Below are 23,508 nucleotides of genomic sequence, written 5' to 3'. Positions count from 1 at the left end.
GCCTGCGTCCCCTGAATCACTGACGGCACACTATTGCGTGCCGTGCCGTTGATTACGCGGATTCTTCCTGTGGCTTGGCCTGCTTGGACCGCCCGCCCTTGCTGCCGATGCGCGACATATGATCGCGGTCGCGGCTCACTGCCTGGCCACCCTTCCGACCTGCTTCGCGTGCCTCGTCGCTGGTGAATTCGTGTGCGTTGCCGCTAGCGTGCGCAGCTTTGCCACCGCTACTGGCCAACACGCGACGCTTCTCCGGGTCCAACGCGGCGAAGCCGCGCCGGCTACGAGTACTGTTCTGTCCGTCTTCCACTGTGCCTCCTCTCGATGCATCGGGTACGTCATTCGGTGAGGGGCTTAACGCAACATTCGTGCCAACCCTAAACACAGGCCAAATGGTGGCAAACGAACACATGCAGGAAAAAACGGCTGCGCTCGCTGCGCAAATCTTGCACACCTTGCTTGCAGGAAATGCCTTCTCGCATCGTGAGATAGATAGCGCTACCAGTGAGAGCGCCATGGCTGTCCAAGACTTGTCGTCCACCTCGTGGCATGCACCCATACATCTTTGGGGAACGGCATTGTCTGCGGGGTGCACATTTCGTAGCGATGTACTCGGTGCTGCACCCCGCCGTACCGGGTGGCTGGCGCATGCACAGGATGCGCCGACAGCACGCAGCGCCATTGCTTGATGCGGCCCACCCGCAGGATCGTTTTGAGTGCATCGCAGGTACTGGCTTCAAGCCACCGCCGCGCGGCCGACGCCCGTGGTGTGTGCCGCATCCGAGCCGTGTGACCGGTCGATCAGCGATCGCCACCAGAAGCGGCGCATGCGCATGCAGCATCGACACGTGCTCCAGCGTATCGCGCGAAGGCGAATCTACGTCGATCACCACCATATCCGGCTGCTGGCTCTGCACCGCATGCAGCAATGCACTTACCGATGCCACATCGTCGAGCACCGTGTAGCCGGCGCGCGTCAGCGCCTGGCGCAGTTCGCCAATGGGCTTTTCGGTATCGTTGACCAGCAAAACACGCATTGGCGGCAGCGAGGCGTGTGGACGTGGCCCGCTGGTGCCATGCAACATGCCGTCGGTGCGAGTCATCTTTCGGAGTGAACCTGATGCCGTTGTTCCCGTTGTTCGCAAATCTGCAGGGGCGTGCCGTGCTGGTGATCGGCGGTGGCGAGGTCGCCACGCGCAAGGTGCTCGCGCTGCTCAAAGCAGGCGCGCAGATCCGACTGTATGCGCACGCGCTGTCGCCCGAGCTTGCGGAGTTGATGCAGGCCGGGCGCTTCGAGCAACTGGGCGGCGAGTTCGACCCGGGCTGGATCGACACGGTGTGGCTGGTGGTCGCGGCCACCGACGACACCGACTTGAATCAACGCGTTGCTGCGGCCGCGGGGGCGCGTCAGCGGCTGGTCAACGTGGTGGACGATGCCGAGCTGTCGACGTACCAGGTGCCGGCGATCGTGGATCGCGACCCGTTGGTCATCGCCATTTCATCGGCCGGCGCGGCGCCGATGCTGGCACGCCGCCTGCGCGAGCGGCTCGAGCGCGAGCTGGATGCATCGGTGGGTCGCTTCGCTGGTTTGTTTGCGCGCTATCGCGAGCGTATCCGCAGCCAGTTTCCCGATATGAACCGGCGCAGGCGTTGGTTCGATCGCGTGATCGATGGGCAGGTGCCGTTGCTGCTGCAGGCCGGCGACGATGCCGCAGCCGACGCTGCGTTCAACGCGGCATTGAACGATGCTGATACCGTCCCGGCGCGCGGCAGCGTGCAGCTGGTAGGCACCGGCCCCGGCGATCCAGGGCTGCTGACCTTGAAGGCCTTGCGTGCAATGAATCTGGCTGATGTGCTTCTGGTCGGTGCGGACGTGCCGGACGCGATCCTGGAACTGGCACGCCGCGACGCCTCGCGGCGCGCCCTACCGCCCGAGCCGCAGGCACAACATGCGCTGCTACTGGAACTGGCAAGCGAAGGCCTGCATGTGGTCGCGCTGCGCAGCGGTACCGGCTACTGCGCTATGGCAGCGGCCCCGATCGAAGCCGCACTGCAGGAACGCGGACTGGCCTGCGAGCGCGTACCTGGCATTTGCACCGAACGGTGCAAGCGGCTCACGCCCTGACTGAGCGCGGCTAACAGAAACGACTACGCACCTACCAAGCGGGCACGATCGGTGCTCTGAGTGCGTGTGTATCGCCAATGCACTCAGCTTCCTGTGGGCCGTCCCCACCCGCCTGACGACGACTCGCTACATTTTAGCTGCTCTGATTCACAAGCAGACTGCAGCCGGGTCGGTGCTGGCCAGACCGCAGGACGAGCGCTTACCGCATTCCATCCCTGTGTCGGCCCATCACGCGCATGCAGCAAAGGCGCATCTAAGAAGTCAACTCACTGCTTCGGAAACCGCTTGCGCGCACTGTCGCGCACATCGATATCGAAGGTTACGTGCAGCGCCATGTGTTCTGCATGCCCGGCGCCCGCATCGAAACTGAAGCTCAATCCCTCGCGGCTCGGAAGTTGGCGGGCGTGGTGTTCCAGTGCGTCGCGCGGCACCAGCAATTGCCAGTGATCGGTGGCGCAATTGCACGCAGCATGACCGCCGGTAAGGCTGACGCTATGCCGCACTAGCCGCGCGCCCTGCCCGCTTGGAAGGCGGCTGAGATTGTCGACGCTGTGCCCGGCAAACAAAGCAGCCAGCTCGTCTTCGTCGATACGGAACCGCACCTGCTGACCTTCAATCTGGATTTTCATGAATGAGCTGACTCCACTGCTCGGGCGTATTGCAATTGACGAACGCGGCGCGTTCGCTGTCTGTGACAGTCACGCGATGGCACTGCAGTGAACGCTGCAGGGCGCGCAGCGAGCGTGACGCTGCAGCACCATGCATCAACGTCGACAACGCTTCACGCACGGTGGCATCGATGCATAGGCGCATCGGCAACATCTGCTCTTCGAAGGCGACACAGCGCTGCTGCGCGGGTGCCAGCAATCGCTCTATCAACTGCGTGGAAAGCAGCGGCATATCCACCGGCACCACTACCAGCGTGGTCAGATCGGCGACCTGATCGATCACGCTGACCAACCCACCGAGCGGCCCCAGATCCGGCTGCGCGTCGGCGATGCCGTCATAGTCCGGGCGCTGGCCGCTGATCAGTACATCCTGCGCACCCGCATCGCGTAGCAGCGCCTGCATCTGCGCAATCAAGGGACGCCCGCGCCAAAGCAGCATGGCCTTGTCCTGCCCCATCCGCGACGAGCGGCCGCCGGCCAGCACCACGCCAGTCCATGGAGATGCGGCGCTCATGCCGTGCACACGCCTGTGTGGCCCGCGTAGCGGTTCATGCCATCAACACCGGGGCTGCCGGTTGCAGATGGCCCAATCCGAACACGTCCGCCGTCATGCATGGCGCATCAGCATCGTCTTGCGGCTCCAGCACGGCCCAGACATTGGCCTGCAGCAACGGCGCTACCCGGAACGATTCCTGCTGCGGCAGGATCTGCACACGCAGCGCGCCCAGCGCGTTGCAATACAAGCGCGCACGCAGATGTTGGCGCCAGATCGGCCGCGCTTGCAGCGGCGTCTCCAAGGTCACGCGCAGGCTGCGCTCGGCTGGCATGCCCAATAATCCGCGCAACGCCGGTTCGACAAAAAAACGCAGCCCGGCCGCGCTTGCCATGGGATTGCCCGGCAGGCCGACATACAACACGCCGTCGGCAAACCGTGCCAGCAACACCGGCTTGCCCGGTCGTACCGCGACCTTGTGAAACAGCAGACGCGCTGCGTGCCGTGCCAATGCATCGGGGACAAAATCATAGCGACCGCGCGACACCGCACCGGTACTCAGGACCACATCGGCGCCAGCGTTGCGCGCCTGTGCAAGTGCGGCGTCGAACGCCGCATCGTCGTCACCGACCTGCCCTTGCCACACCAACTCTGCGCCCGCTGCGTGCACCTGGCTGCGCAGATAGCTGCTGGTGCCATCGCGGATCTGTCCGGGTTGCAGCGGTTGCGTGGGGTCGCTGATCAACTCGCGGCCGGTCGCGATCAGCGCAACCCGTGGTCGCCGCATGACCTGAACTTGCGCGCATCCCAGACCGGCCAGCACCATCAAATGCGCACCACGCAACACAGTCCCCGCTGCGATCACGACATCATGCAGGCGCACATCTTCCCCACGGCGGCGGATGTGCTGCCCCGCAAGCACATCGGCACGCAGACGGATACGGCTGGGCCGTGCGTCATGCTGCGCAAGCACTTCCACCTGCTCGATCGGCACCACTGCATCAGCGTCCGCAGGCACCCCGGCGCCGGTCATGATCTCCCACGCCGCGCCCGGCTCCGCCGCATCCGCATCGATCCCTGCTGGAACAGTGCCAGCCACCACATGCTCGCTGCCTGCTGCCGCACCAAGCCCGCGTGTGGCGATGGCAAACCCATCCATGGCGCTGTTATCGAACGGAGGCAACTCGGCCGGGCTCGACAACGCCTGTGCAAGCACACGGCCTTCGGCATCGGTGCTATCCACCCATTCGCTGGCCAGCGTGGCGACCTGTTGGTGCACGATGGCAAGTGCTTGGGCGTAGCTGATCATGAGCAATGCATTGCCGACCGATAAATGACCTGGCTAGGATACCGGCCTGCAGTGTGGCCGGTACAGCGCCGCTCGTCGCGTCACCGCGATGCCGTCAGTGGATCAAGCATCGTCGTCTGCGTCGTATCGACTAAGAGCAGCTAACAAACCTACTGTGCAGCCGCAAGGTGGGCGCGGCCGGTGCTCGGAATCAGCATGGACCACTCGTACACTCCGGTTCCTGCGTGCCTTCCAGACTCACCTGACGACTGCTTGCTACGTCTTTGTTAGCCGCGATTAGCAACGCCAAGAGCTTTGGAGCTTTGGAGCATCCGACGTCCCCCGCCCTAAGTAGTGATCGGTTCTAGAGTCCGGAGTTGATGTGCCCTACCCCCGATTCCAGGGCCATTAGCTAGTAGAGGTTTCGGCCTGATTTGGCTCCTGGGAATTCGCTTGGGACCCTTAATTTGGGGCGATTTCTTCAGGGGTTTTCCATGCCAATGCACTGTGGGGACGTTCCTCGTTGTAGAAGCGCCGCCACGCTTAAATTTTGCTCAGTGCATCTGCCACGGACAGAACCAGTGCTCGTTTAGGCACTCCTGCCGCGGCCGGCCATTGAAGCTTTCCACCATGGCGTTATCCGTCGGCGTCCCGCGTCGAGAAACGTCCAGCTCGACACCGTTTTCGTAGGCCCGCGGTCCATCACTTTGCCGGCAAACCCGCTGCCGTTATCGACCTTGATCGCGGCCGGCTTGCCGCGTTGGGCGACCAAGCGGGTCACCGCCTCGGCCACATCGTCAGCGCGCATAGACTGGTCTGCAACGATATCCAAGCACTCATGCGTAAATTGGTCCAGCACCGGCAACAGCCGAAAGCGACCGCCGTCGAACAACGCATCACTGACAAAAACCCATGCCCCATAGAGCGTTGGGCGCTGCCGCGATCTTGATCGGTTGCCGGCGAAGGCTGCTGCGGCTGCGCCGCGGCCGACAATGCCGCAGTGACAGGCCTTCTTTTTTGTAGATGCGATGGATCCCCCCATCTCTCTCGGGAAGAATGAGGCAGTTCTGGTTTCACACTGATCGGCGAATTTCGTAGTACCGCGTCAAGACCCCTGCTGCTTGAATCGCGTTGCCCCATCCGCTGTAGAAAGCGACATGGGCCAGTAGCTCACCGACCTCCTGCTCGGTCACTCCGAGGGTCAGCGCGTGTGCCAGGTAGGTCGGCAGCGACGCCAACTGCCCTTGGGCGGCAAAAGAGGCGATCATCGCCAGCGAACGGTCACGCGCTGCCAAGCCCGGACGACGCCAGACTTCGCCATGCAGCGGTTCTTCGGTGAAGTGCCTCAGTGCCTCGGAAGCCGGTGCGACGTTGGCCGCCAGGAACGCAGTGCGCTCAGCCGCGTCGGGCAAGACATCTTCCGTCGCCAGCAGCGTGGGCGAAGTACCTGGCAACTGATAGACGCCGATACCGCGCTCATCGAAGATGCCCTTGAGCACGCCGATCGCCCCGAATGCGTAGGCAAAGCTGGCATAGAACGCCAGGTGTGCGAGAAGCTCGGACAGTTCGGCTGGCTCAAGGCCACTGTCCAGCGCCTTGTTCATGTAGTGGGGATAGGCGCCGCCGGCGTTGCGCGACACCAGGATCGCGACCGTGACGAGGGCGCGTTCCCGTGGCGCAAGATCCGGCCGGCTCCAGAGTTCATCGACGATTCGATCCTTGGTGTAGGGCACTAGGACCGAGGCGACGGCACCGATCATCCGAAACAGTGGATCGGTTTGTTGGACGTCAGGGTTGCTCATGTTTCGTGCCTCTTCTTGCCAGGGCCTGTGCCGCGGCACAGGCCGTCGTGTTCATCTCACGCCTTCTTTGGCTGTAGCGATGCCATGTCGATGACGAACCGATACTTCACATCGCTCTTGAGCATGCGCTCGTAGGCTTCGTTGATCTGCTGGATCGAGATCACCTCGACGTCCGAGACGAGGTTGTGCTTGCCGCAGAAATCGAGCATTTCCTGGGTCGCCGCGACCCCGCCGATGAAAGAGCCGGCGATGGCCTTGCGGCCGAACACCAATGCCCCGGCCGCCACCGGCTCGTTCAGCGGCCCCATGTAGCCCACCAGTACCAGCGTGCCGTTGAAGGTCAGTGTCGGCAGGTACGGGTTGACGTCGTGCTCGTAGGGAACGGTATCCACGATGAGGTCGAACTGGCCGGCGACGGCCGCCATCTGCTGCAAATCGCTGGACAGCACCACGTGATCGGCACCCAGGCGGCGCGCATCTTCTTCCTTGCCAGGCGAACGGGTGAACAGCGTGACCTCGGCGCCGAGAGCCTTGGCCAGCTTCAGGGCCATGTGGCCCAGCCCGCCCAGGCCGACGACGGCGACCTTCTTGCCGGGACCCGCGCCCCACTGGTGCAGCGGCTCCCAGGTGGTGATGCCGGCGCACAGCAGCGGCGCCGCGCCGGCCATGTCCAGTCCGTCCGGGATGCGCAGGACGAACTTTTCGGACACGACCATCTGCTTCGAGTAGCCGCCGAAAGTCGGCAGGTGGTCGTGGCGGTCGGTGCCGTTGTAGGTGAACACGGCGCCTTCCATGCAGTGCTGCTCGTAGCCGTGCTGGCACGGATTGCAATGCTGGCAGGAATCGACCATGCAGCCGACGCCGATGGTGTCGCCGACCTTGAAGCTGGTCACGGCGCTGCCGACTTGCCTGACCCGCCCGATGATTTCGTGCCCGGGCACGACCGGATAGCGCGTGTAGCCGCCGTGGTTGCGCGCGATGTGCAAGTCGGTGTGGCAAACGCCGCAATACAGGACGTCAAGCACGACGTCATCGGGCCGCGGTTCGCGTCGCTCGAACTGGAACGGGGTCAGCGCGTCGGTCGCGGATTGTGCTGCATATCCCAAGGTGTTCATGGTGAAGTCCTCTCTGGTGTCAGCTGCGTCCGGCGACGAACTGTTGGGTTAGCTCGGCGACGCGCTTGCCCAGGTGCCGGGCCGTGTCCAGGTCGCTCCTGATGGGGGACAGATCCGGCGATTCGTCCTTGGAGAACGCCATCGCGCCTAGCCAGCCGCCAACGCGGTTAAGCTCGTCGTCGCTCTTGCCCGGGAACAGGTCCAGGCCGACCCAGACCATGCCGTGCTGGGCCGCGAACAGCGCCAGGGTGACGAGCGAATTGAGCTTGTCGCCGTGCATCGAGCCGGAGTTGGTGAAGCCGGCAGCGATCTTGTTGCGCCAGGTCTGCGGCACCCAGGCGGTCCGGGTCGAGTCCTCCATGAACTTCTTGAAACGCGCGCTGATGGTGCCGTTGTAGGTGGGCGAGCCGAAGACGATGGCGTCGCTGGCAGCCAGTGCCTCCCAATCGATCGGGCCGTCGGCCACGGCCAGCAGGTGGGCCTCGGTGCCGGGAACGCTGAGGACACCTTCGGCGATGGCTTCGGCCTGCTTCTTGGTGTGGCCGGTGCCACTGTCGTAGATGATGCAAACAGACATGGGATCTCTCCTTTTCAGAATCTGGTTTGCATGGTGCCGATCCTTACAATTAACTAGAAGTAGATAGTTGGTTGTTTTACTCTCAATATTAAGTTGACAATTGATGAAGTCCGCCACCGCTAGGATGGTCGGCCGCTCGGGGAGAACACATGGATTCATCACATCGGGTCAGAGCGATCCTTTCGTTCGTCCAGGCGGTGGATACCGGCAGCTTTGCGGCGGCCGCGCGCGTGCTGGGGGTGACATCCGCCGCCGTCAGCAAGAACGTCGCCAGCCTGGAAGCCGCACTGGGGGTTCGTCTGCTGAATCGCACGACGCGAACCCTCAACCTCACGGATGAAGGCAATGTGTTTCTTCGGCAGGCACGGGTCGCCCTCGAAGCACTCGATGCCGCGGTCGATGCTGTCGCGGCCCAGCGCGCCGAACCGAATGGCCGGGTGCGCATCTCGACCAGCGCCGCATTCGGTAGAGAGCAGTTGATGCCCATCCTCCCTGGCCTCCTGGCGCGCTACCCTGGGCTGTCGATTGCGGTGGATTTCGACGACCGCGTGGTGGATCTGGTTCGTGACGGCTATGACCTGGGCCTGCGGGGTGGCCACATCCGGGACTCAGCGCTGGTATCGCGTCCGGTGTGTCACCTCAATACGGTGCTGGTCGCATCGACCGACTACCTCGCTCGCCAAGGCCTGCCGCGCACGGTCGAGGACTTGCGTCAACACCGACTGGTTGCTCGGCGCTTCCTGAGCGGCGCGGTCGATGCCTGGAGTTTTCAAGCTTCCGACGGCAGCATCACCACGCTCGATCCGACGGACTCGGCGGTCTTGACGCTCTCCGCACCGGAGACCCTGGTCGAGGCCGCATGCGATGGCATTGGCGTGGCCCAGGTCGCCGTCCATCTTGCCTGGGAGCATTTCGTGTCCGGCAGATTGAAGGTCGTACTGCATCGGCAACATCATCCGGGGAGCTATGAGATGGTGATCCAGTACCCGCATCGCGCGCTGATCGCTCCTCGCGTGCGGGTCGTCGTGGATTACCTGCTTGAAGCATTTGCCGGCAACAGCACATTGCATGTGCCGCTGGATATTCTGGCTGAGTACGCAGGCTGACCTGGCCCCTCAATGGCACTTGCTTGTCGGTGTACATGCGAGATCCGGCGTGATCCTGCGGGCCGGATGTGAACCGAGCCACGCCGCAATCGGCACGGCGCAAAGCGCGAGCAGCGCGGTGATGAGGAAAATCTGCTGCAGTCCGATCACATTGGCGAGCAGCCCAAGAAGCGGCGCGAACAGGCCAAGCGCCAGGTCGATGAAGGCCGTATAGGCGCCCATGGCGAGGCCGCGCGCCTCGGCCGGCGCCCTTGCAACGGCCTCCATGCCGAGACTCGGGTACACCAGTGCGTACCCGAAGCCTGCGATGGCAGACCCGAGAAAGGCAAGCCACGCATAAGGGGAAAGCCAGATGAGGGCCAGCCCCGCGCTATGGATGACGATGAAGATCATCGCGGTTCGCGCGCCGCCCAGGCGATCCGGCAAGGGGCCGAAGAAGACACGCGCCACCATCAGGGCGACGGCAAAGGCTGTGAAGGACAGCCAAGCGGGTTGCCAGCCCTTCTGTACGAACAGCAGCACGGCAAATGCAGTCATGATGCCGTAGCCCACACTGGAGAAAGCCATCGCCAGCCCAGGTATCCAAACCGCCTTGAGAACCTGCCTGGTGGACTTGGGACACTTTGGCGCGGGTTGGACGGCGGGAATGAAGACGATCATCAGCCAAGTGGCCATGGCACCGGCAAGCGTTGCCCAGCCGATCGACGCAAAGCCGAAGGTCGTATACAGCATGCTCCCCAGCGGCGCGCCCAAGGCCAGAGCGACGAACATCGCCGTGCCGATCCACGCGATCATCTTGCCGACGTTGCCGGGACCTGCGAGCGACAGGCACCAGCTCTGCGCGCCAATCATGATGAAGCTCTCAGCGCCTCCGAGCGCCAGTCGGCCGGCTAACAGGATCATGATCGACAACATGGGGTTGCCGGCGGCCAGCATCGAGGCGACATAAAGCAATCCGGCGAGCGCCGCAAGCGCGACCCCTGCCACCACAGCAAACTTGGGGCCTCGCCGATCCGAGATCGTGCCAGACCATAGGCGGCAAAGCAGCGCCGCGGCGAACTGCGCGCCCGAGACCAGACCAACGACGAAGGCACTGAAGCCAAGGTCGCCATGGATATGCAGCGGCAATGCGGGCAGTGCTGCGCCCGTAACGAGAAACACGACAAACACGCAGGCCATCAGGGATAACAGCGTGTGATCAATAGATGGACGCGGAAGCTGAAGCATGGTTCTCGGCAGTGTATTTTCGTCAGGGAGCGGCGCGTCACGAGGTGGGCTATGTGGCTCCCGGCAGGAGGGGTCGCCAGATGCCGCACTGGAGCATGCCACGAGGGTTTAACGCCGCTTCGGGCCTGGTTGAGGCGTCACGCGCAGTGCGTTGACCACCAACGAAAAAGCATGCGAAGGCTGACGTCGGCTCGGGTAGTAGAGGTAGTAGCCGGGGAACGGCGGGCACCAGTCGCCCAACACACGTACCAGCCGGCCATCCTCCAGGTGTGGTGCGAATTCTTCTTCCGGCAGGAATGCGAGGCCCAACCCCGCAACGGCCGCCTCAACCATGCTCAGTGATGTGTTGAAGATGAGTTGTCCGTCCACCCGCACATTCAATTGCTGACCCCTGCGCTCAAAGTCCCAGACATAGAGGCCTCCTGCGGACTGCATGCGCATGTTGATGCAGTTCTGCTTGATCAGGTCGCGTGGCGTCTTGGGGATCGGATGGATCTCGAAGTACGCAGGCGAAGCCACGACGGCCATGCGCAACTGCGTGCCGATCGGCACCGCGATCATGTCCTTGTCGATGGTGTCGCCGAGCCGCACACCCGCGTCGAAGCGGTCGGCCACGATGTCCCGGAATCCGTAGTTGATGTCGAACTCGATCTTGATGTCTGGGTATTGGAGCATCAAGGGAGTGAGCTTGGGTAGCAGCGTAGTCCGAAGGATGTGCTCGCCGCACGTGATGCGCACCGTGCCTGCCGGCTTGTCACGCATCTCCGTCAGTTCATCCAGCTCCGCGTCAATCTCGTCGAAACGGTGGCCGATGGCATTGAGCAGGCGCTCTCCGGCCGCCGTGGGTGACACGCTGCGCGTGGTGCGCGTGAGCAGCCGGATCTCTAGCCGCGCCTCCAGGCCGCTGATGGCCTGGCTGAGTGCCGATTGCGTGACGCCCAGCAGCGAAGCGGCGCGAGTGAAGCTGCCTTCCCGCGCCACCGTCACGAAATACAGGAGATCCTTGAGGTTGCGCTTGACCATGGCAGCAGTTTCCCATGGAGGATTGATTAGTGAAAATAATATGCTCTTTAAGATTTAATTAGCTATTCAAGTTGACTTCCGCCCGCCAAAATTCGTGACATGCAAAGCTAAACACGCGTGCCTCTGGACTGGCCAAGACGCACGCTGGCCTCCCGTTGCAACCGATGAAAGTGGAGAGATTGAAGATGGCTAATACCGATCAGAAACACATCCACAAAAATCAAAACGTATCGCGCGGCCGCCGGCGCATGATCCTCGGCGCTGTCGCGCTGGCGGCGGCTTCGCTTCTGCCGGCCCTGCCGGCGTTCGCGCATCACGGGTGGTCCGGCTTCGACACCGACCATCTCGTCTATATCGCGGGAACGGTCTCTTCGGATGGTGTGTGGGGCAATCCGCACTCGCTCTTCGATGTCACCCTGGATAGTAATCTGCCCGCTCGCACTCCCAGACTGGCGATTCCAAAGGAGTTGCAAGATCCCGAGGACAGCACCCGAGTCAATGCCGCGCCCTCGTACAAAGGCCCCAACCAGAAACTGGAGATCATCATCGCGCCGCCAACTTGGTCGGGCAGGTGGGGCCTGGGTCGCGCGCTGAAGATCGGGGAGCGTTTTCAGGCGGTCGGCTACATCAATCGAACAGACGGCGGCCTGTTTCGGCCAGTCGTGTTCTGGTACGGGAATGACGCAGTGCCTGTGAATCAGGTGCTAGGTAATACGCTGCCGGTAAGAGCGCCGCTGCCGAAATAAGGCTTCTGCGACAGATGCGCGCGGTTTACGCCACCTACGCCATCACACCCGACGGAATTGAATGAGCTATGCCTGAACTGCTCAACGCGTTGCTGAAGCTGTTGCAGGGCTCTGCGCTCGGCGAGGCGGTGCGCAGCGCCGAATACCTCTATCCCGTGCTTGAGGCCAGCCACATCCTTGGGATCGCGCTCCTTGTCGGCCCAGCCTTCACCTTCGACCTCCGATTACTGGGAGTCGGACACCGCGTCGTATCGGTCACCACGGCTGCGCGCAGTCTACTTCCCGTCTCCCACATCGGCTTTGCCATCGCCGTTCTCACGGGCGTCGCACTGCTCAGCTCACAGGCGACCGTCGTCGCTGGTACTGGAGCTGCGCCTTGGAAGTTCGGCATGTTGATCCTGGCTTGCACCAACGTGCTCGTGTTCCACTGCGGTATCTACCGCCGCGTCAATGAGTGGACGGATGCCGCCGCGCCCCCTTTCGCCGCCCGCGTCGGGGCAAGCGTGTCATTGATCGCATGGACGGGCGTGACCTTCGCCGGCCGACTTCTGGCCTACACCTGATCTTCGAAGCGCCAGCATCGCCTCCAATCCTCCACCTATTCGCCTCGGCGCAGTGGAGATCGGACTGCTCGCGCTGCAACGCCCCGGGCCGCTGCAGGTCAGGATCGAGCGCATGCCCGACTGACCGTCTCCGCGCCGAGAGCCATCCATCCCCTCATCCACATTCAACTTGAAAGCCATCGAGCATGAGCACGCCAAACATCAATGATCGCGAGACCACAGAAGAGTCCAACGCCCCCCCGGGCGCGGCTTCCTGAAGGCGGCAGGCATTGCAGAGCTGCGTGCGCGGCGCTGCCGATCGGTGGCGCATCGTTGGCAAATTCGCCCTCGGCACAGACCACGCAGGCCCGTGACAGCAGTGGCCAGTCGTACATCATCTGCAAGCGCAAGCTGGGCAAGCTGAAAGTCTCGGAACTGGGCTTCGGCTGCATGCGCAACAGCCCCGGACACTGTGGCCCGGGCATGGGCCGCGCGATCAGCATCCGCGTGATCCGCGATGCCTACGATCGCGGCATCCGCTTCTTCGACACTGCCGGGGTCTATGACCCCTAAGCGAACGAGGAACTCGTCGCCGAGGCGCTGGGGCCGGTGTGGCTGACCGACGAGCCGACCGAGGTGTTCCAACTGACGCAGAAGAGCGAAGTCTTCAAGCGCACAGAAACCTCGCGCGCGAGCATCGGCCGCTTCTTGGCCGACCTCGTGAAGGACCTGCAACGCTACGCCAACCAGAACCTGGGCATCAGCAAGCCCGACACCGACGGCGAAAGGCTCGCATCGTACAGCTGAGGCCTACCGGATAAATCCACCATCTACGGCAAAGGAAAAAGTCATGAACCAAGCCACCCATGGGAACCATGAATATTCAGCGGCGAACCGCCCTCAAGGGCTTCGTCCAAGGCACGACGCTTGAAGTATCTGAAGGGCTGAGCCAATCAAAGGAAACGCACATGACAATCAAAGCCTACGGCGCCTATGCCGGCGACAAGCCCCTCCAACCCCTGGAGATCGCCCGCCGCGCGGTAGGCGAACACGACGTGCAGATTGACATCGCCTACTGCGGCGTATGCCACTCCGACCTCCACCAGGTGCGTGCCGAATGGGCGGGCACTGTGTATCCCTGCGTGCCGGGCCACGAGATCGTGGGCCGGGTATCGGCGGTGGGTGTCTATGTAGAGGGCTTCAAGAGCGGCGATCTGGTTGGCATCGGCTGCATCGTCGATAGTTGCAAGCACTGCGCCGACTGCGACGAAGGACTGGAGAACTACTGCGACGGCATGGTCGGCACCTACAACGGCCCCACGCCCGACGCGCCAGGCCACACCCTGGGCGGTTACTCCCAGCAGATCGTCGTGCATGAACACTACGTGCTGCGCGTGAGCCACCCCGAGGCGCAGCTGGCCGCCGTGGCGCTGCTATGCGCCGGCATCAGTACCTGGTCGCCGCTGCGCCACTGGAATGCAGGCCCGGGCAAGAAGGTCGGCATTGTGGGCATCGGTGGCCTGGGCCACATGGGTATCAAGCTCGCACACGCCATGGGCGCGCACGTGGTGGCCTTCACTACTTCCGAGTCCAAGCGCGCGGCCGCCAATGCCTTGGGCACCGACGAAGTGGTGGTGTCGCGCAACGCCGAGGAGATGGCGGCGCACGCCAAGAGCTTCGATTTGATCGTCAACACCGTAGCGGCACCACACGACCTCGATCCCTTCCTGGCCCTGCTCAAGCGCGACGGCACCTTGACGCTGGTTGGGGCGCCGGCCTCGCCGCATCCATCGCCCGAAGTGTTCAGCCTGATCTTCAAGCGCCGCGTGATCGCCGGCTCAATGATCGGCGGCATCGCCGAGACCCAGGCGATGCTCGATTTCTGCGCCCAGCACGGGATCGTCTCGGACATCGAAATGATCCGCGCCGATGAAATCAACGAAGCCTACGAACGCCTGCTCAGAGGCGACGTGAAGTACCGCTTCGTGATCGACAACGCTTCATTGGCGGCCTGACTTCCAAGGAGGCAGTCATGCGCGTTACCTACGAGTTCACGGGACAGGTCACCCTCGTCACCGGCGCCGGCTCAGGCAGCGGGCTGGATACGGCACGCGCCTTTGCGAAGGCAGCGGGGCCGTGGCCACGCTGGCCGACCTTGAATAGGCTCCGCTGCTCAAGGCGGTGGACGTCGATCGGCCACCTATGCCGTCGTTACCGTAATGGCGTGTGGCAGACCCTGGGTGTCTACCGCGATATGCCGCTTGATCCCCGACACCTTCTTGCCTGCGTCATCGCCCTTCTGACCCGCCGTGTCCGCGTTCTTCACGCTCTGCGCGTCCAGGATCAAGTAAGACCAAACGGCGTTGACGTTGACGCAATCACGCGCATTTCAGAGATCGGCCACACCGGCTGAGGCGCATCCACCGCATCGCCATGCCTGCACGCTACCGCTGCCTCGGTGAGGCCGATGACAAATGCTCCCATGCAACGTCATAGGCGCGAACGAAAACCAGGGTGCGAAGCCGTGCCGGCAATGCGATCTCGCACCTGACATCTCCACGACCAGGACAGGACGTCGTTGTTGGTCGAAGCTCACCGCCGTTTGGCCGCCTCGCAAAGCAGCGCTGTCTTGTTGAGCTCGTTATTGCACGTCACCTCCAGCCACTTCGTGAGTCTGGGTGCTCTGCCCTGACATGCCCTCCGAAATTATCAGGGCTCCCCACACAGTCTCCGCGCCAACTGCGGGCGGTCGTCGGACGGTCATACGCAAGTCAACGTTGTAAGACGCGCTTGGTGACGGGGCTTAACGGCGGCAGGATCGGCCTGCATGCGTCCAATTCCACAGTCAGCCAACACGCATCAAAACCCCGATATTTGCGCGACAATAGCGCCATGAGCAGCCATGACCTTCCCCCCGCCGACGCGCGCGCGCGCGCCCTGCAAGGCGCCCTGCTGATCGATATCCGGCAACTGCATGAGCGCGCCAATGGCCAGGCCGAAGGCGCGTTGGCGATTGCCCAACACGATCTTGAAACCGCACCCACCGAGCATCTGCCCGACCATGCACGCGAAATCCTGTTGATCTGCCAGAGCGGCAGACGCTCCGCGCACACGGCAGAGGTCTTGCGTGCACAGGGATACACCCAGGTTGCATCGGTACTGGGCGGGACCACGGCATGGACGAGCCATGGCCTGCCGCTGGTGCGCCCGACCCTGCCGGCGGACGAGCAGGATTTCCTTGAGCGCTATTCGCGGCATTTGCGCTTGCCGCAGGTCGGCCTGCAAGGCCAGCAGCGGCTGGCACGTGCGCGTGTACTGCTGATCGGCGCTGGCGGGCTGGGCTCGCCGGCTGCGTTTTATCTCGCTGCCGCAGGTGTCGGCCACCTGCGCCTGGCCGACGACGATGTCGTCGATCGCAGCAATCTGCAGCGCCAGATCCTGCACACCGAAGACAGCGTCGGCATTGCCAAGGTCGACTCGGCGGCGCAGCGCATCGGCGCGCTCAATCCGCGCGTGCACGTCGAGGCGGTGCAGACACGCGTCACCGCCGACAACGTGGAAGCGTTGTTGCAGGATGTCGATGTGGTGGTCGATGGCGCCGACAACTTTGCTTCGCGCTACCTGCTCAACGATGCCTGCGTCAAACTCGGCAAGCCGCTGGTGTACGGGGCGGTGCAACAATTCGAAGGTCAGGTGAGCGTATTCGATGCCGGCCGCCATCGCGGACAGGCGCCCTGCTACCGCTGCCTGTTCCCCGAACCGCCGCCGCCGGAATTCGCGCCCAGCTGCGCGGAGGCCGGCGTGCTTGGCGTCCTGCCCGGGGTGATCGGGCTATTGCAAGCCACCGAAGCGCTCAAGTTGCTGCTCGGCATCGGCGACGGCCTGAGCGGCCGCCTGCTCAGCTTCGATGCGCTATCGATGCGGTTTCGCGAGATCCGTCTACCGCCAGATCCGCACTGCCCGGTGTGCGCGCCGGGTGTCGCATTTCCCGGCTATGCGGACTACGCGTCCTTTTGCGGCAGCGCAGTCGGTTGAGTGAATCTTTCGAAGCGACATTGCAGGTCTGCAACGTCCGATCAGCGCCCTGATCGCGATAGCGACGCTAATCCGCCGGCGCGACTCGGCGGCCAATCAACGTCGGTTGAAACGCTAGCTCATCGCGCGGATCCGCCTGAAGCTCCTGCGTACCAGGGCTGCTTTTCCAGCACGGAGAAGTGAGCGGCACACGTGCTCCGCGCCGCTTACTTCTTGGCCTCGCGACAGCAGCGTCGCCGCGCAGACGAGTCATTTAGAGCAGCCAGAAAACGACGTTGCAGCCGCCAGACAGGCGCGGCGCATGCTCGGAATCACTCGTACACACGGATTCTGAGCGCGCCGTCCACACCACTTGACGACTGCTCGCCAGGTTTTGTTAGCCGCTCTTGGTCATATGCCTACAGCGCGTACGGAATCACCCGCACGATCTCGCCCGCCTCGAAGCGACGCGCCTGCTCCGGCAAGACGATCAGGGCATTGCTATCGGCCGCGCCACGCAGCAGATGCGAGGCGTCGCCACGATGCGGCTGCGCGCTCAGGCGTCCATCGGCACCACATTCCAATCGGCCGCGCAGGAATTCCAGGCGCTCGTGACGTTTTTCCCAGGGACTGGCAAGCGCGGCGTGCCACACCGGGCGCGGCTCGCTGCGTCCCTGCAACCCGTCCAGCAACGGCACACCGTAGGCGATCAACGTTGCCAGGACGGACACTGGATTACCCGGCAGGCCCAACACCAGGCAGCGCCCGATCTGCCCCAACACCGCCGGCATGCCCGGGCGCATGCGCACGCGCCAGAAATGGATCTGCCCCAGTTCCTGGATCAGTCCCGGCAGGTAATCCTTTTCGCCGGCCGACACACCGCCGCAGGTAATCACCACATCGAAGGCGGCCGCCGCATCTTCCAGCATGGTGCGGATGCGCTGCGGATCGTCCGGCAAGGTCGGCCACGCGGTCGGCGCATAGCCCAGCGCCCGCAGCTGCGCCATCAGCATGTCGCGGTTGCTGTTGTAGATCTGGCCGGGGCCGAGCGGCATGCCCGGCTCCACCAACTCATCGCCGGTGGCCAGCACCGCGATGGTCGGCCGCGGCGCCACCGCCAGCCGCGATATGCCCAGCGCCGCGGCCAGGCCGATACGTGCGGGAGTCAGCACCTGCCCGGTCTGGATCACCAGATCGCCTGCACGCACATCGCTGCCGGCCAAGCGCACCGATGCACCCGCACTCGGCGCCGACCGGATCGTCACGAAGCCGTCGCGCTCCTCAGTGTCCTCCTTGGGTACCACAGTATCGGCGCCCGCCGGCAGGAGAGCACCGGTGGTGATCCGCAGGCACTGCCCTTCGGCAAGCGTGCCGTCCCAGTGCTCGCCGGCAAACTGCTCGCCGACAAGCTGCAGGCGCGTTTGCGCGCCAGCCAGATCGGCATGCCGCAACGCAAAGCCATCCATCGCACTGTTGGCGAATGGCGGCAACGCCAGTGGCGCAATCAGGTCGGCGGCACAGATGCGGCCATCGGCACGCGCGGTGGCAATTGTTTCGTCGGGCGGACGATTGGCACCGGCGACGGCGTGCAGAATCTGCAACGCCTGCGCGTAAGCAATACGGGTGGGATAGTCGTTCATGGCACGAAGGATACCAGCGCGCCATCACTGCTCGGGGCCTACCGGGTAGGCCTGTCATCCAGATGCCGCATGCGGGCGCATTACCCGCCGCTCGCTACCCAACACATGCTGCTGCAATCCATCGATGCCACGGCGCCCAGGCGCCATGGCATACGGCAAAGACTTACTTGCCCTTGACGTGCCGCATCAAACGCCGCTTGCGCGCAACCTGACGGTCCGAAAGCGTGTTCTTCTTGCCCTCGTACGGATTGGCGCCTTCGCGGAAGATGAAACGCACCGGCGTCCCCACCAGTTTGAAGCGCTTGCGGAAGAAGTTTTCCAGATAGCGCTCGTAGGATTCCGGCAGCACCTTCAAGCGCGTGCCGTGCACGATGAAGGTCGGCGGATTTGCGCCACCCGGATGCACATAGCGCAACTTGGACACGTGACCACGAATGCTCGGCGGCGGATTGGTTTCGTAGGCGATTTCCAGCGCCTGATTCACTTCGCTGGTGCTGAACTCATGCGTGGCCGATGCATGCGCACGGTGGATCGCCTGGAACAGCTCGCGCATGCCCGAGCCATGCAGCGCAGAAATCCGCACCGCCTCGGCCCAGCTGACAAAGCCCAGCTTGCGCGACAACAGGTCTTCGGCCTGCGCACGTTGATAGTCGCTTTGCCCATCCCACTTGTTGATCGCAACAACCAATGCGCGGCCGGCATCCAGAATCGCGCCAAGAATGGTCGCGTCCTGATCGGTGACGCCTTCGCCGGCATCGAGCATCAGCACTGCAACCTGGCATTGTTCGATCGCCTGCAGCGTCTTGAACGCGCTGAATTTCTCCACCGCCTCTTCGACCTTGCCCCTGCGACGCAGGCCTGCGGTGTCGATCAAGCGGTATTGGCGACCGTCGCGATCCATATCTACCGCAATCGAATCGCGCGTAGTGCCCGGCACTTCCGAGGCGATCATGCGCTCTTCGCCGAGCAGGCGATTGACCAGCGTCGACTTGCCCACGTTCGGGCGACCGACAAAGGCAATGCGCACGCGTGCCGGATCGGTATCCAGCAACTCGCCGGCACCTTCCGCAGGCAGACGTGCACCGACTTCCTCGAGCAGTTCGTCGATCCCCTGCCGATGCGCAGCAGACAGCGCAACCACATCGGAGAAACCGTAGCGCGCAAATTCCGAACGCACGGTCTCTTCGTCGGTGCCGTCGATCTTGTTGATGACCAGCACAGTCGGCCTTGCCAGCTTGCGCAGCCAGGCCAGGATTTCGTCGTCCAGCGATGAGGCGCCTTCGCGGCCATCGACCACGAATAGCACCAGATCGGCTTCGCCTGCGGCAGCGCGTGCCTGACGCGCAGTGGCACCGGCCAGGCCTTCCTCATCGCCGGCGATACCACCGGTATCGACCACGATGAAGGGGCGCTCCTCGTCGAGACGGCAGACGCCGTAGTTACGGTCGCGGGTGACGCCGGGCTGGTCATGGACCAGCGCGTCACGGGTGCGCGTCAGCGCATTGAAGATGGTGGACTTGCCGACATTGGGCCGTCCAACCAGGGCGACCAGGGGCAGCATCGCAAGGTCCTTATTGTGCCAACCGGAAGGCGGTGAGATCGCCGTCGGTGTTTTGTACCAGCAGAATGCCATCGACGACTATCGGCTGCGCCAGCAGCGTGTCGCGTCCAGCGCGAGCGCGCGCGGCCAGTGCACCGTCGCTGAGTTTCAGCCAGTGCAGATACCCCTTGTAATCGCCAACCACCGCGTAATCGCCCTGGATGGCCACGCCGGTCAGCGAGCGACGCGCCAAGGCAGCCTGCGACCACATCGCCGCGCCAGTACTTTTGTCCAGGCCCCACACCGAACCGGTGTTGTCCGAGACCACCACCACCGCCGACGACACACCGACGCCACCGGCGCCGCCGTGATCGCGCGTCCATAGCGGACGGCCGCTCGGGCCTTCCAGGGCGAGGGTTTCGTTCTTGAAGCTGGTGGCGTAGAGCGTGGTGCCGTCTACCACCGGTGCGCCGTCCACGTCTGACATGCGCTCCAGCTCGGTGCGGCCTTCCGGCACGCCAATGGCCTGCTCCCACAACGGGCGGCCATCCTGCAGCGCCAGCGCACTCAAGGTGCCGCTATCGTTGCCGACGAACACCACGCCCGGGCCGGTCACGATCGGCGCATTGCCACGGACCGACAGGGTCGGGCCTTCTTCGGCATGAAACCAGCGACGCTCGCCGGTCGCCGCATCGAAGGCGCTGACGCGACCGTCGTTGCTGCGCACCAGTACCAGACTCTGTGCAATGGCAGGCGCGGCGATCACCTCGTTGGGCACCTTGGCGCGCCACTTCTCGGTACCGTCGGCCTGGTTCAACGCAATCACGTCGCCAGACAGCGTCCCGATCACCACCAGGCCTTCGCCAACACCCGGGCCACCGGACAGGCGCTGCTTGAACTTGCGATCGTTACGTTCTTCTTTCTTGGGCTTGTACTCCCACACGCGCTTGCCGGTCTGCAGGTCCAGCGCCTGCACGCCGCCGGTGATCGCTGCGGCATACACCTTGCCATCGGCCACGGCCGGGCGCTGACGCACGCCGATATGGCCTTCACCCTTGCCGATGCCGGTAGACCAGATCTTGTCGACCTTGACCGACGGCTCGAACTTGACCAGCTCGGCAGGTTCCTGCGCCTTCTTGGCAGCAGCATCCTTACCGGCAAACCAGCCCTTGACGGTGCTGCAACCAGCTAACGACATGCCCATCAGGGCGATCAACGCAATGCGCTTGTACATGGTGTCCTGCTTCATCAAATCTGCTCCGCCGGATCGGGCGCTTTGCCGCCCACATCCATCAGCTTGGTTTCCAGCAACCGGCGCTGCGGCGAGGCCACATCCACCGTGGTCAATGCCTTGGCGTACAACGCACGCGCTTCGTCGGTCTTGCCCTGCACGACCAGCGCATCGGCGCGGATCTCCAGGCTGGTGTGATCCTGCGCATCGGCCAGCAGCTTGATCGCCTCGTCGGGCTTGCCGCTTTCGGTCAGCACGCGCGCCAGACGCTGCTGCACGATGTGCTTGAGCTCGCCTTGTGCAGGCACGTCGCGTAGCGTCTTGATCGCTTCGGCATTCTTGCCGGCATCGACCTGCGCCTTGGCAAGACGTAGTGCGGCCAACTCGGCGTAGATACCGCCCTTGCCGTCGTCGAGCGCCACGATGTCCTTGGCCGCCTTGTCCAGGTCCTTGCCCTGGATCGACTTCACCACCGCTTCGTAACGCGCGTTGGCTTCAACCAATTCGGTGTTGGTGTGCTTCTGCCACCACTGCCAGCCCAGAATCAGGGCCAATCCGAGCAGGACGCCACCCACCAGTCCCGCGCCATTCTTTCTCAACCAGGAACGAACGCGTTCGCCTTGTTCGTGTTCGTCCAGCAGATCGTCGATCGCCATGCGTACTCTCGCTCCGTCGTCCCGGAGGCGCGGAACATCAAAAGGGGAAAATGAAAAACCGCAGTCCGCTTCACTCGGAAGCAGGTACCACGGAGCCGTCGGAGGATACCGCAAAACGTGCCACGTTAGCGCGCTGGAACGGTTTCACATCGACGATACTGCCGCCTTGCTGAACCTCTACCGCCGACGCATTGCCCAGTACGATGCGGCCCACCTGCCCCGGCGAATAGTTGCGGCGCTCGCCGGCGCGGATCAGCGCTTTTTCCACCGCACTGCCATCCGGTGCCAGGATCTGCACCCAGCTGTCGCCACTGAAACTCAGCGAAAGGCTTTTGCCGGCGCCCGCCACTGCCGGTGCTGCCTCGGTTTCCGGCGTTGCACGCGGCACAGGCGTCATCGACGCAATGTACGGTGCCGGCTGCTCGCGCGGCGCTACGGCCGGCTGCGCTGCAGGGTTGGTCGGCGCGCCTGTCTTCGCCGCGACCGGCATGCTGTCCAGCGACACCGTGCTCGGCCCCTTGCCGTCCAGATGCGAGCGTGTTGCGTACCAGACCGGCACCGCAAACACACCGGTGATGACGACATACATCGCCTTGCGTGCGGTACTTTCGAGAATGCGGCGAGCACGTGGCGTGTGGGTGTGGCTGACCAGCTTCACCGGTTCGATCGGTGCGATGCTGGCTTGCTGCAGCGACGGCTCCAGATCGATATGCAGCAGCCGCGCATAACTGCGCAACTGACCGCGCACAAAAACCGGAGCGCCCAGGCGCTGCCAGTCTTCTTGCTCTAGCGACCGCACCACGTGCACCGGCATACGCAACTTGCCGGCGACATCATCGATGCTCAGGCCCGCTGCTTCGCGTGCCTCGCGCAACTGCGGCCCGCAGCCCTTTTCCTGCTCGAAAGGGTTCGGATTGGAATCACTGATCACAATGCATTAGCCCCGGGGTTAGCGGTCGCTGCGTCAGGAAATTCCTTGACCAACCGCTGTTGGTAACGGCTGGCAGCTACCTTGTCGCCTAGCCCTTGCTCAATCTGAATGGCGAGTTGTAACACGGAAGCCGTTGCCGGTGCAGCCGCAAGCCGTCGTTCGATAAAAGCGCGTGCTTCGAAATACGTTTTCTGGCCGACCTCGTCACGCGCCATCGATTCGAGTGCATACGCGTTGGATGGTTCGAGTTCCAGTGCCTTGCGCAAGTCCCGTAAAGCACGCTCACGCTGACCGGCCTGCAACGCGCATCCACCGGCATTGGCGAGCGCCGGTGCCGGCGCATAACTTGCATCCTGCAGAGCGCGATCGAACCAGCCAAGCGATTCTGCCGCCTGGCCATTTGCGCACAGCCACGCCCCATAGTTATTGAGCACATCACCGCGCTGTGGCGCCAATTCGGCGGTACGGCGGTAGGTTTCTCCAGCAGCGGGGCTGCCTTGGCCCTGCTGGATCACGCCAAGAAACATCAGGGCATCGACCGAGTTGGGCGTTTTTTTCAATACATCGCGCACCAACTGCTCGGCAGCAGCGTAATCGCCGCTCTGCAGACGGTTATTAGCAAGCCCAAGCTTCTGCTCTAGTGCAAGCCGATCACGCGTTGCCGAGCTGTCGCGAAAGTCGTAAATGGGCGCAACTTGCTCCACGCTTTTGATCTTTCCCGGCTTGGCATTGCGACCACCGCAGCCGACCGCGCACAACGCGATCGCCACGGCCGCCATTAACG

Annotated in this window: 24 protein-coding genes, 2 other RNA genes and 4 pseudogenes; 10 read left to right on the top strand and 20 right to left on the bottom strand. The window is 63.4% G+C overall.

All coding sequences use genetic code 11. The features are described from left to right. Positions 1-52: 52 nt before the first annotated feature. Both ACCQ06_RS11750 and ACCQ06_RS11745 read right to left on the bottom strand, forming a co-directional pair. Complete coding sequence (locus tag ACCQ06_RS11750; protein ID WP_005990975.1) at positions 53-310, bottom strand: KGG domain-containing protein; 258 nt, start codon at positions 308-310, stop codon at positions 53-55. A gap of 511 nt (positions 311-821) precedes the next feature. Beyond that, positions 822-1,037, bottom strand: a pseudogene (locus ACCQ06_RS11745) (ANTAR domain-containing response regulator); the annotation flags it as partial. A gap of 83 nt (positions 1,038-1,120) precedes the next feature. Between ACCQ06_RS11745 and ACCQ06_RS11740 the strand changes: the two are divergent. Beyond that, entirely contained in the window at positions 1,121-2,125 is a 1,005-nt protein-coding gene (locus ACCQ06_RS11740) for an NAD(P)-dependent oxidoreductase (RefSeq protein WP_316685803.1), read from the top strand. Between the two features lie 266 nt (positions 2,126-2,391). Here ACCQ06_RS11740 and ACCQ06_RS11735 read toward each other — a convergent pair whose 3' ends face one another. From ACCQ06_RS11735 to ACCQ06_RS11725, 3 genes are read right to left on the bottom strand one after another with little or no spacing between them, the layout of a single operon-like run. Further along, positions 2,392-2,754, bottom strand: coding sequence for a hypothetical protein (locus tag ACCQ06_RS11735; RefSeq protein ID WP_316685802.1), 363 nt, complete (start codon positions 2,752-2,754; stop codon positions 2,392-2,394). After that, a complete protein-coding gene (locus ACCQ06_RS11730) occupies positions 2,738-3,307 on the bottom strand; it encodes a molybdenum cofactor guanylyltransferase (protein WP_316685801.1) in 570 nt (189 codons plus the stop codon). Before ACCQ06_RS11730 ends, ACCQ06_RS11735 begins: the two co-directional genes overlap by 17 nt. A 34-nt stretch (positions 3,308-3,341) precedes the next feature. Next, positions 3,342-4,595, bottom strand: coding sequence for a molybdopterin molybdotransferase MoeA (locus ACCQ06_RS11725; RefSeq protein ID WP_316685800.1), 1,254 nt, complete (start codon positions 4,593-4,595; stop codon positions 3,342-3,344). Positions 4,596-4,790: 195 nt separating this feature from the next. Between ACCQ06_RS11725 and ACCQ06_RS11720 the strand changes: the two genes are divergently transcribed. Beyond that, positions 4,791-4,867: non-coding RNA, sX9 sRNA (locus tag ACCQ06_RS11720), on the top strand. A 169-nt stretch (positions 4,868-5,036) separates the two neighbouring features. Here the strand turns inward: ACCQ06_RS11720 and ACCQ06_RS11715 are convergent. The 6 genes and pseudogenes from ACCQ06_RS11715 to ACCQ06_RS11690 form a co-directional block, all read right to left on the bottom strand. After that, positions 5,037-5,090: pseudogene (locus ACCQ06_RS11715) on the bottom strand (hypothetical protein); the annotation flags it as partial. A gap of 38 nt (positions 5,091-5,128) precedes the next feature. Continuing rightward, positions 5,129-5,206, bottom strand: a complete 78-nt coding sequence (locus ACCQ06_RS11710; RefSeq protein ID WP_372365802.1) for an integrase core domain-containing protein — start codon at positions 5,204-5,206, stop codon at positions 5,129-5,131. Positions 5,207-5,340: 134 nt separating this feature from the next. Continuing rightward, positions 5,341-5,616, bottom strand: a pseudogene (locus ACCQ06_RS11705) (hypothetical protein); the annotation flags it as partial. Positions 5,617-5,647: 31 nt separating this feature from the next. Next, a complete protein-coding gene (locus ACCQ06_RS11700; protein ID WP_316685798.1) occupies positions 5,648-6,376 on the bottom strand; it encodes a carboxymuconolactone decarboxylase family protein in 729 nt (242 codons plus the stop codon). A 56-nt stretch (positions 6,377-6,432) separates the two neighbouring features. Continuing rightward, positions 6,433-7,491 (bottom strand): NAD(P)-dependent alcohol dehydrogenase, encoded by a 1,059-nt coding sequence (locus tag ACCQ06_RS11695; RefSeq protein WP_316685797.1) that lies wholly within the window; start codon positions 7,489-7,491, stop codon positions 6,433-6,435. 19 nt (positions 7,492-7,510) lie between these two features. Then, on the bottom strand, positions 7,511-8,068 hold the full coding sequence (locus ACCQ06_RS11690; protein ID WP_316685796.1) for a flavodoxin family protein: 558 nt from the start codon (positions 8,066-8,068) through the stop codon (positions 7,511-7,513). 149 nt (positions 8,069-8,217) lie between these two features. Here ACCQ06_RS11690 and ACCQ06_RS11685 point away from each other — a divergent pair, with 149 nt between their 5' ends. Then, entirely contained in the window at positions 8,218-9,174 is a 957-nt protein-coding gene (locus tag ACCQ06_RS11685; RefSeq protein ID WP_104616920.1) for a LysR family transcriptional regulator, read from the top strand. Between the two features lie 9 nt (positions 9,175-9,183). On the opposite strand, the gene ACCQ06_RS11680 is transcribed toward ACCQ06_RS11685, so the two are convergent. Together ACCQ06_RS11680 and ACCQ06_RS11675 are read right to left on the bottom strand one after the other, a co-directional pair. Next, positions 9,184-10,401: an arabinose transporter gene (locus tag ACCQ06_RS11680; protein WP_104616921.1), complete on the bottom strand. Its 1,218-nt coding sequence runs from the start codon at positions 10,399-10,401 to the stop codon at positions 9,184-9,186. A gap of 108 nt (positions 10,402-10,509) precedes the next feature. Then, a complete protein-coding gene (locus ACCQ06_RS11675; protein ID WP_104616922.1) occupies positions 10,510-11,424 on the bottom strand; it encodes a LysR family transcriptional regulator in 915 nt (304 codons plus the stop codon). Positions 11,425-11,609: 185 nt separating this feature from the next. Between ACCQ06_RS11675 and ACCQ06_RS11670 the strand changes: the two genes are divergently transcribed. From ACCQ06_RS11670 to ACCQ06_RS11650, 5 genes are all read left to right on the top strand, one after another. Further along, positions 11,610-12,170 (top strand): hypothetical protein, encoded by a 561-nt coding sequence (locus ACCQ06_RS11670; RefSeq protein ID WP_316685795.1) that lies wholly within the window; start codon positions 11,610-11,612, stop codon positions 12,168-12,170. A 68-nt stretch (positions 12,171-12,238) separates the two neighbouring features. Next, positions 12,239-12,733: a hypothetical protein gene (locus tag ACCQ06_RS11665; protein ID WP_104616923.1), complete on the top strand. Its 495-nt coding sequence runs from the start codon at positions 12,239-12,241 to the stop codon at positions 12,731-12,733. A 312-nt stretch (positions 12,734-13,045) separates the two neighbouring features. Continuing rightward, positions 13,046-13,285: a hypothetical protein gene (locus ACCQ06_RS11660; RefSeq protein WP_104616924.1), complete on the top strand. Its 240-nt coding sequence runs from the start codon at positions 13,046-13,048 to the stop codon at positions 13,283-13,285. Between the two features lie 36 nt (positions 13,286-13,321). Continuing rightward, a complete protein-coding gene (locus tag ACCQ06_RS11655; protein WP_211287740.1) occupies positions 13,322-13,519 on the top strand; it encodes a Rossmann-fold NAD(P)-binding domain-containing protein in 198 nt (65 codons plus the stop codon). A 161-nt stretch (positions 13,520-13,680) separates the two neighbouring features. Next, positions 13,681-14,727 carry an NAD(P)-dependent alcohol dehydrogenase gene (locus ACCQ06_RS11650; RefSeq protein ID WP_316692582.1) on the top strand — a complete coding sequence of 349 codons (1,047 nt, stop codon included), beginning with the start codon at positions 13,681-13,683 and terminating at the stop codon, positions 14,725-14,727. A 188-nt stretch (positions 14,728-14,915) separates the two neighbouring features. Here ACCQ06_RS11650 and ACCQ06_RS11645 read toward each other — a convergent pair. Then, positions 14,916-15,059, bottom strand: a pseudogene (locus tag ACCQ06_RS11645) (transposase); the annotation flags it as partial. 545 nt (positions 15,060-15,604) lie between these two features. Between ACCQ06_RS11645 and moeB the strand changes: the two are divergent. Beyond that, the gene (gene moeB, locus ACCQ06_RS11640; protein ID WP_316685794.1) at positions 15,605-16,747 is read left to right on the top strand and encodes a molybdopterin-synthase adenylyltransferase MoeB; all 1,143 of its coding nucleotides are present in this window, start codon (positions 15,605-15,607) and stop codon (positions 16,745-16,747) included. Between the two features lie 301 nt (positions 16,748-17,048). Next, a non-coding RNA gene (locus ACCQ06_RS11635) (sX9 sRNA) lies at positions 17,049-17,129 on the top strand. A gap of 16 nt (positions 17,130-17,145) precedes the next feature. Here ACCQ06_RS11635 and ACCQ06_RS11630 read toward each other — a convergent pair. The 6 genes from ACCQ06_RS11630 to ACCQ06_RS11605 form a co-directional block, all read right to left on the bottom strand. After that, entirely contained in the window at positions 17,146-18,366 is a 1,221-nt protein-coding gene (locus ACCQ06_RS11630) for a molybdopterin molybdotransferase MoeA (protein WP_316685793.1), read from the bottom strand. Between the two features lie 163 nt (positions 18,367-18,529). Further along, positions 18,530-19,927, bottom strand: coding sequence for a ribosome biogenesis GTPase Der (der, locus tag ACCQ06_RS11625; RefSeq protein WP_316685792.1), 1,398 nt, complete (start codon positions 19,925-19,927; stop codon positions 18,530-18,532). Positions 19,928-19,937: 10 nt separating this feature from the next. Further along, on the bottom strand, positions 19,938-21,155 hold the full coding sequence (bamB, locus tag ACCQ06_RS11620; protein ID WP_316685791.1) for an outer membrane protein assembly factor BamB: 1,218 nt from the start codon (positions 21,153-21,155) through the stop codon (positions 19,938-19,940). Further along, positions 21,155-21,793: a YfgM family protein gene (locus tag ACCQ06_RS11615; protein WP_316685790.1), complete on the bottom strand. Its 639-nt coding sequence runs from the start codon at positions 21,791-21,793 to the stop codon at positions 21,155-21,157. Before ACCQ06_RS11615 ends, bamB begins: the two co-directional genes overlap by 1 nt. A gap of 70 nt (positions 21,794-21,863) precedes the next feature. Beyond that, the gene (locus ACCQ06_RS11610; protein WP_228325230.1) at positions 21,864-22,724 is read right to left on the bottom strand and encodes a RodZ domain-containing protein; all 861 of its coding nucleotides are present in this window, start codon (positions 22,722-22,724) and stop codon (positions 21,864-21,866) included. After that, positions 22,721-23,503 (bottom strand): tetratricopeptide repeat protein, encoded by a 783-nt coding sequence (locus ACCQ06_RS11605; protein ID WP_228325243.1) that lies wholly within the window; start codon positions 23,501-23,503, stop codon positions 22,721-22,723. The genes ACCQ06_RS11610 and ACCQ06_RS11605 overlap by 4 nt, the downstream gene beginning before the upstream one ends. Between the last annotated feature and the right edge of the window lie 5 nt (positions 23,504-23,508).

Origin of the sequence: Xanthomonas sp. NCPPB 4467, assembly GCF_041475665.2 — a bacterium.
Taxonomy (GTDB): Bacteria; Pseudomonadota; Gammaproteobacteria; order Xanthomonadales; family Xanthomonadaceae; genus Xanthomonas; species Xanthomonas dyei.
Note: the sequence above shows the minus strand (reverse complement) of the source record. Positions and strands in the feature narration are given on the sequence as shown.

Bases quoted from the DNA above. Each gene is read 5' to 3' on its own strand.
- ACCQ06_RS11650 (WP_316692582.1), top strand. From the start codon at position 13,681: ATGACAATCAAAGCCTACGGCGCCTATGCCGGCGACAAGCCCCTCCAA.
- ACCQ06_RS11615 (WP_316685790.1), bottom strand. From the start codon at position 21,793: ATGGCGATCGACGATCTGCTGGACGAACACGAACAAGGCGAACGCGTT.
- ACCQ06_RS11740 (WP_316685803.1), top strand. From the start codon at position 1,121: ATGCCGTTGTTCCCGTTGTTCGCAAATCTGCAGGGGCGTGCCGTGCTG.
- ACCQ06_RS11630 (WP_316685793.1), bottom strand. From the start codon at position 18,366: ATGAACGACTATCCCACCCGTATTGCTTACGCGCAGGCGTTGCAGATT.
- ACCQ06_RS11680 (WP_104616921.1), bottom strand. From the start codon at position 10,401: ATGCTTCAGCTTCCGCGTCCATCTATTGATCACACGCTGTTATCCCTG.
- ACCQ06_RS11690 (WP_316685796.1), bottom strand. From the start codon at position 8,068: ATGTCTGTTTGCATCATCTACGACAGTGGCACCGGCCACACCAAGAAG.
- ACCQ06_RS11725 (WP_316685800.1), bottom strand. From the start codon at position 4,595: ATGATCAGCTACGCCCAAGCACTTGCCATCGTGCACCAACAGGTCGCC.
- ACCQ06_RS11735 (WP_316685802.1), bottom strand. From the start codon at position 2,754: ATGAAAATCCAGATTGAAGGTCAGCAGGTGCGGTTCCGTATCGACGAA.
- ACCQ06_RS11665 (WP_104616923.1), top strand. From the start codon at position 12,239: ATGCCTGAACTGCTCAACGCGTTGCTGAAGCTGTTGCAGGGCTCTGCG.
- der (WP_316685792.1), bottom strand. From the start codon at position 19,927: ATGCTGCCCCTGGTCGCCCTGGTTGGACGGCCCAATGTCGGCAAGTCC.
- ACCQ06_RS11695 (WP_316685797.1), bottom strand. From the start codon at position 7,491: ATGAACACCTTGGGATATGCAGCACAATCCGCGACCGACGCGCTGACC.
- bamB (WP_316685791.1), bottom strand. From the start codon at position 21,155: ATGAAGCAGGACACCATGTACAAGCGCATTGCGTTGATCGCCCTGATG.
- ACCQ06_RS11710 (WP_372365802.1), bottom strand. From the start codon at position 5,206: ATGGTGGAAAGCTTCAATGGCCGGCCGCGGCAGGAGTGCCTAAACGAG.
- ACCQ06_RS11670 (WP_316685795.1), top strand. From the start codon at position 11,610: ATGGCTAATACCGATCAGAAACACATCCACAAAAATCAAAACGTATCG.
- ACCQ06_RS11730 (WP_316685801.1), bottom strand. From the start codon at position 3,307: ATGAGCGCCGCATCTCCATGGACTGGCGTGGTGCTGGCCGGCGGCCGC.
- moeB (WP_316685794.1), top strand. From the start codon at position 15,605: ATGAGCAGCCATGACCTTCCCCCCGCCGACGCGCGCGCGCGCGCCCTG.
- ACCQ06_RS11700 (WP_316685798.1), bottom strand. From the start codon at position 6,376: ATGAGCAACCCTGACGTCCAACAAACCGATCCACTGTTTCGGATGATC.
- ACCQ06_RS11605 (WP_228325243.1), bottom strand. From the start codon at position 23,503: ATGGCGGCCGTGGCGATCGCGTTGTGCGCGGTCGGCTGCGGTGGTCGC.
- ACCQ06_RS11675 (WP_104616922.1), bottom strand. From the start codon at position 11,424: ATGGTCAAGCGCAACCTCAAGGATCTCCTGTATTTCGTGACGGTGGCG.
- ACCQ06_RS11685 (WP_104616920.1), top strand. From the start codon at position 8,218: ATGGATTCATCACATCGGGTCAGAGCGATCCTTTCGTTCGTCCAGGCG.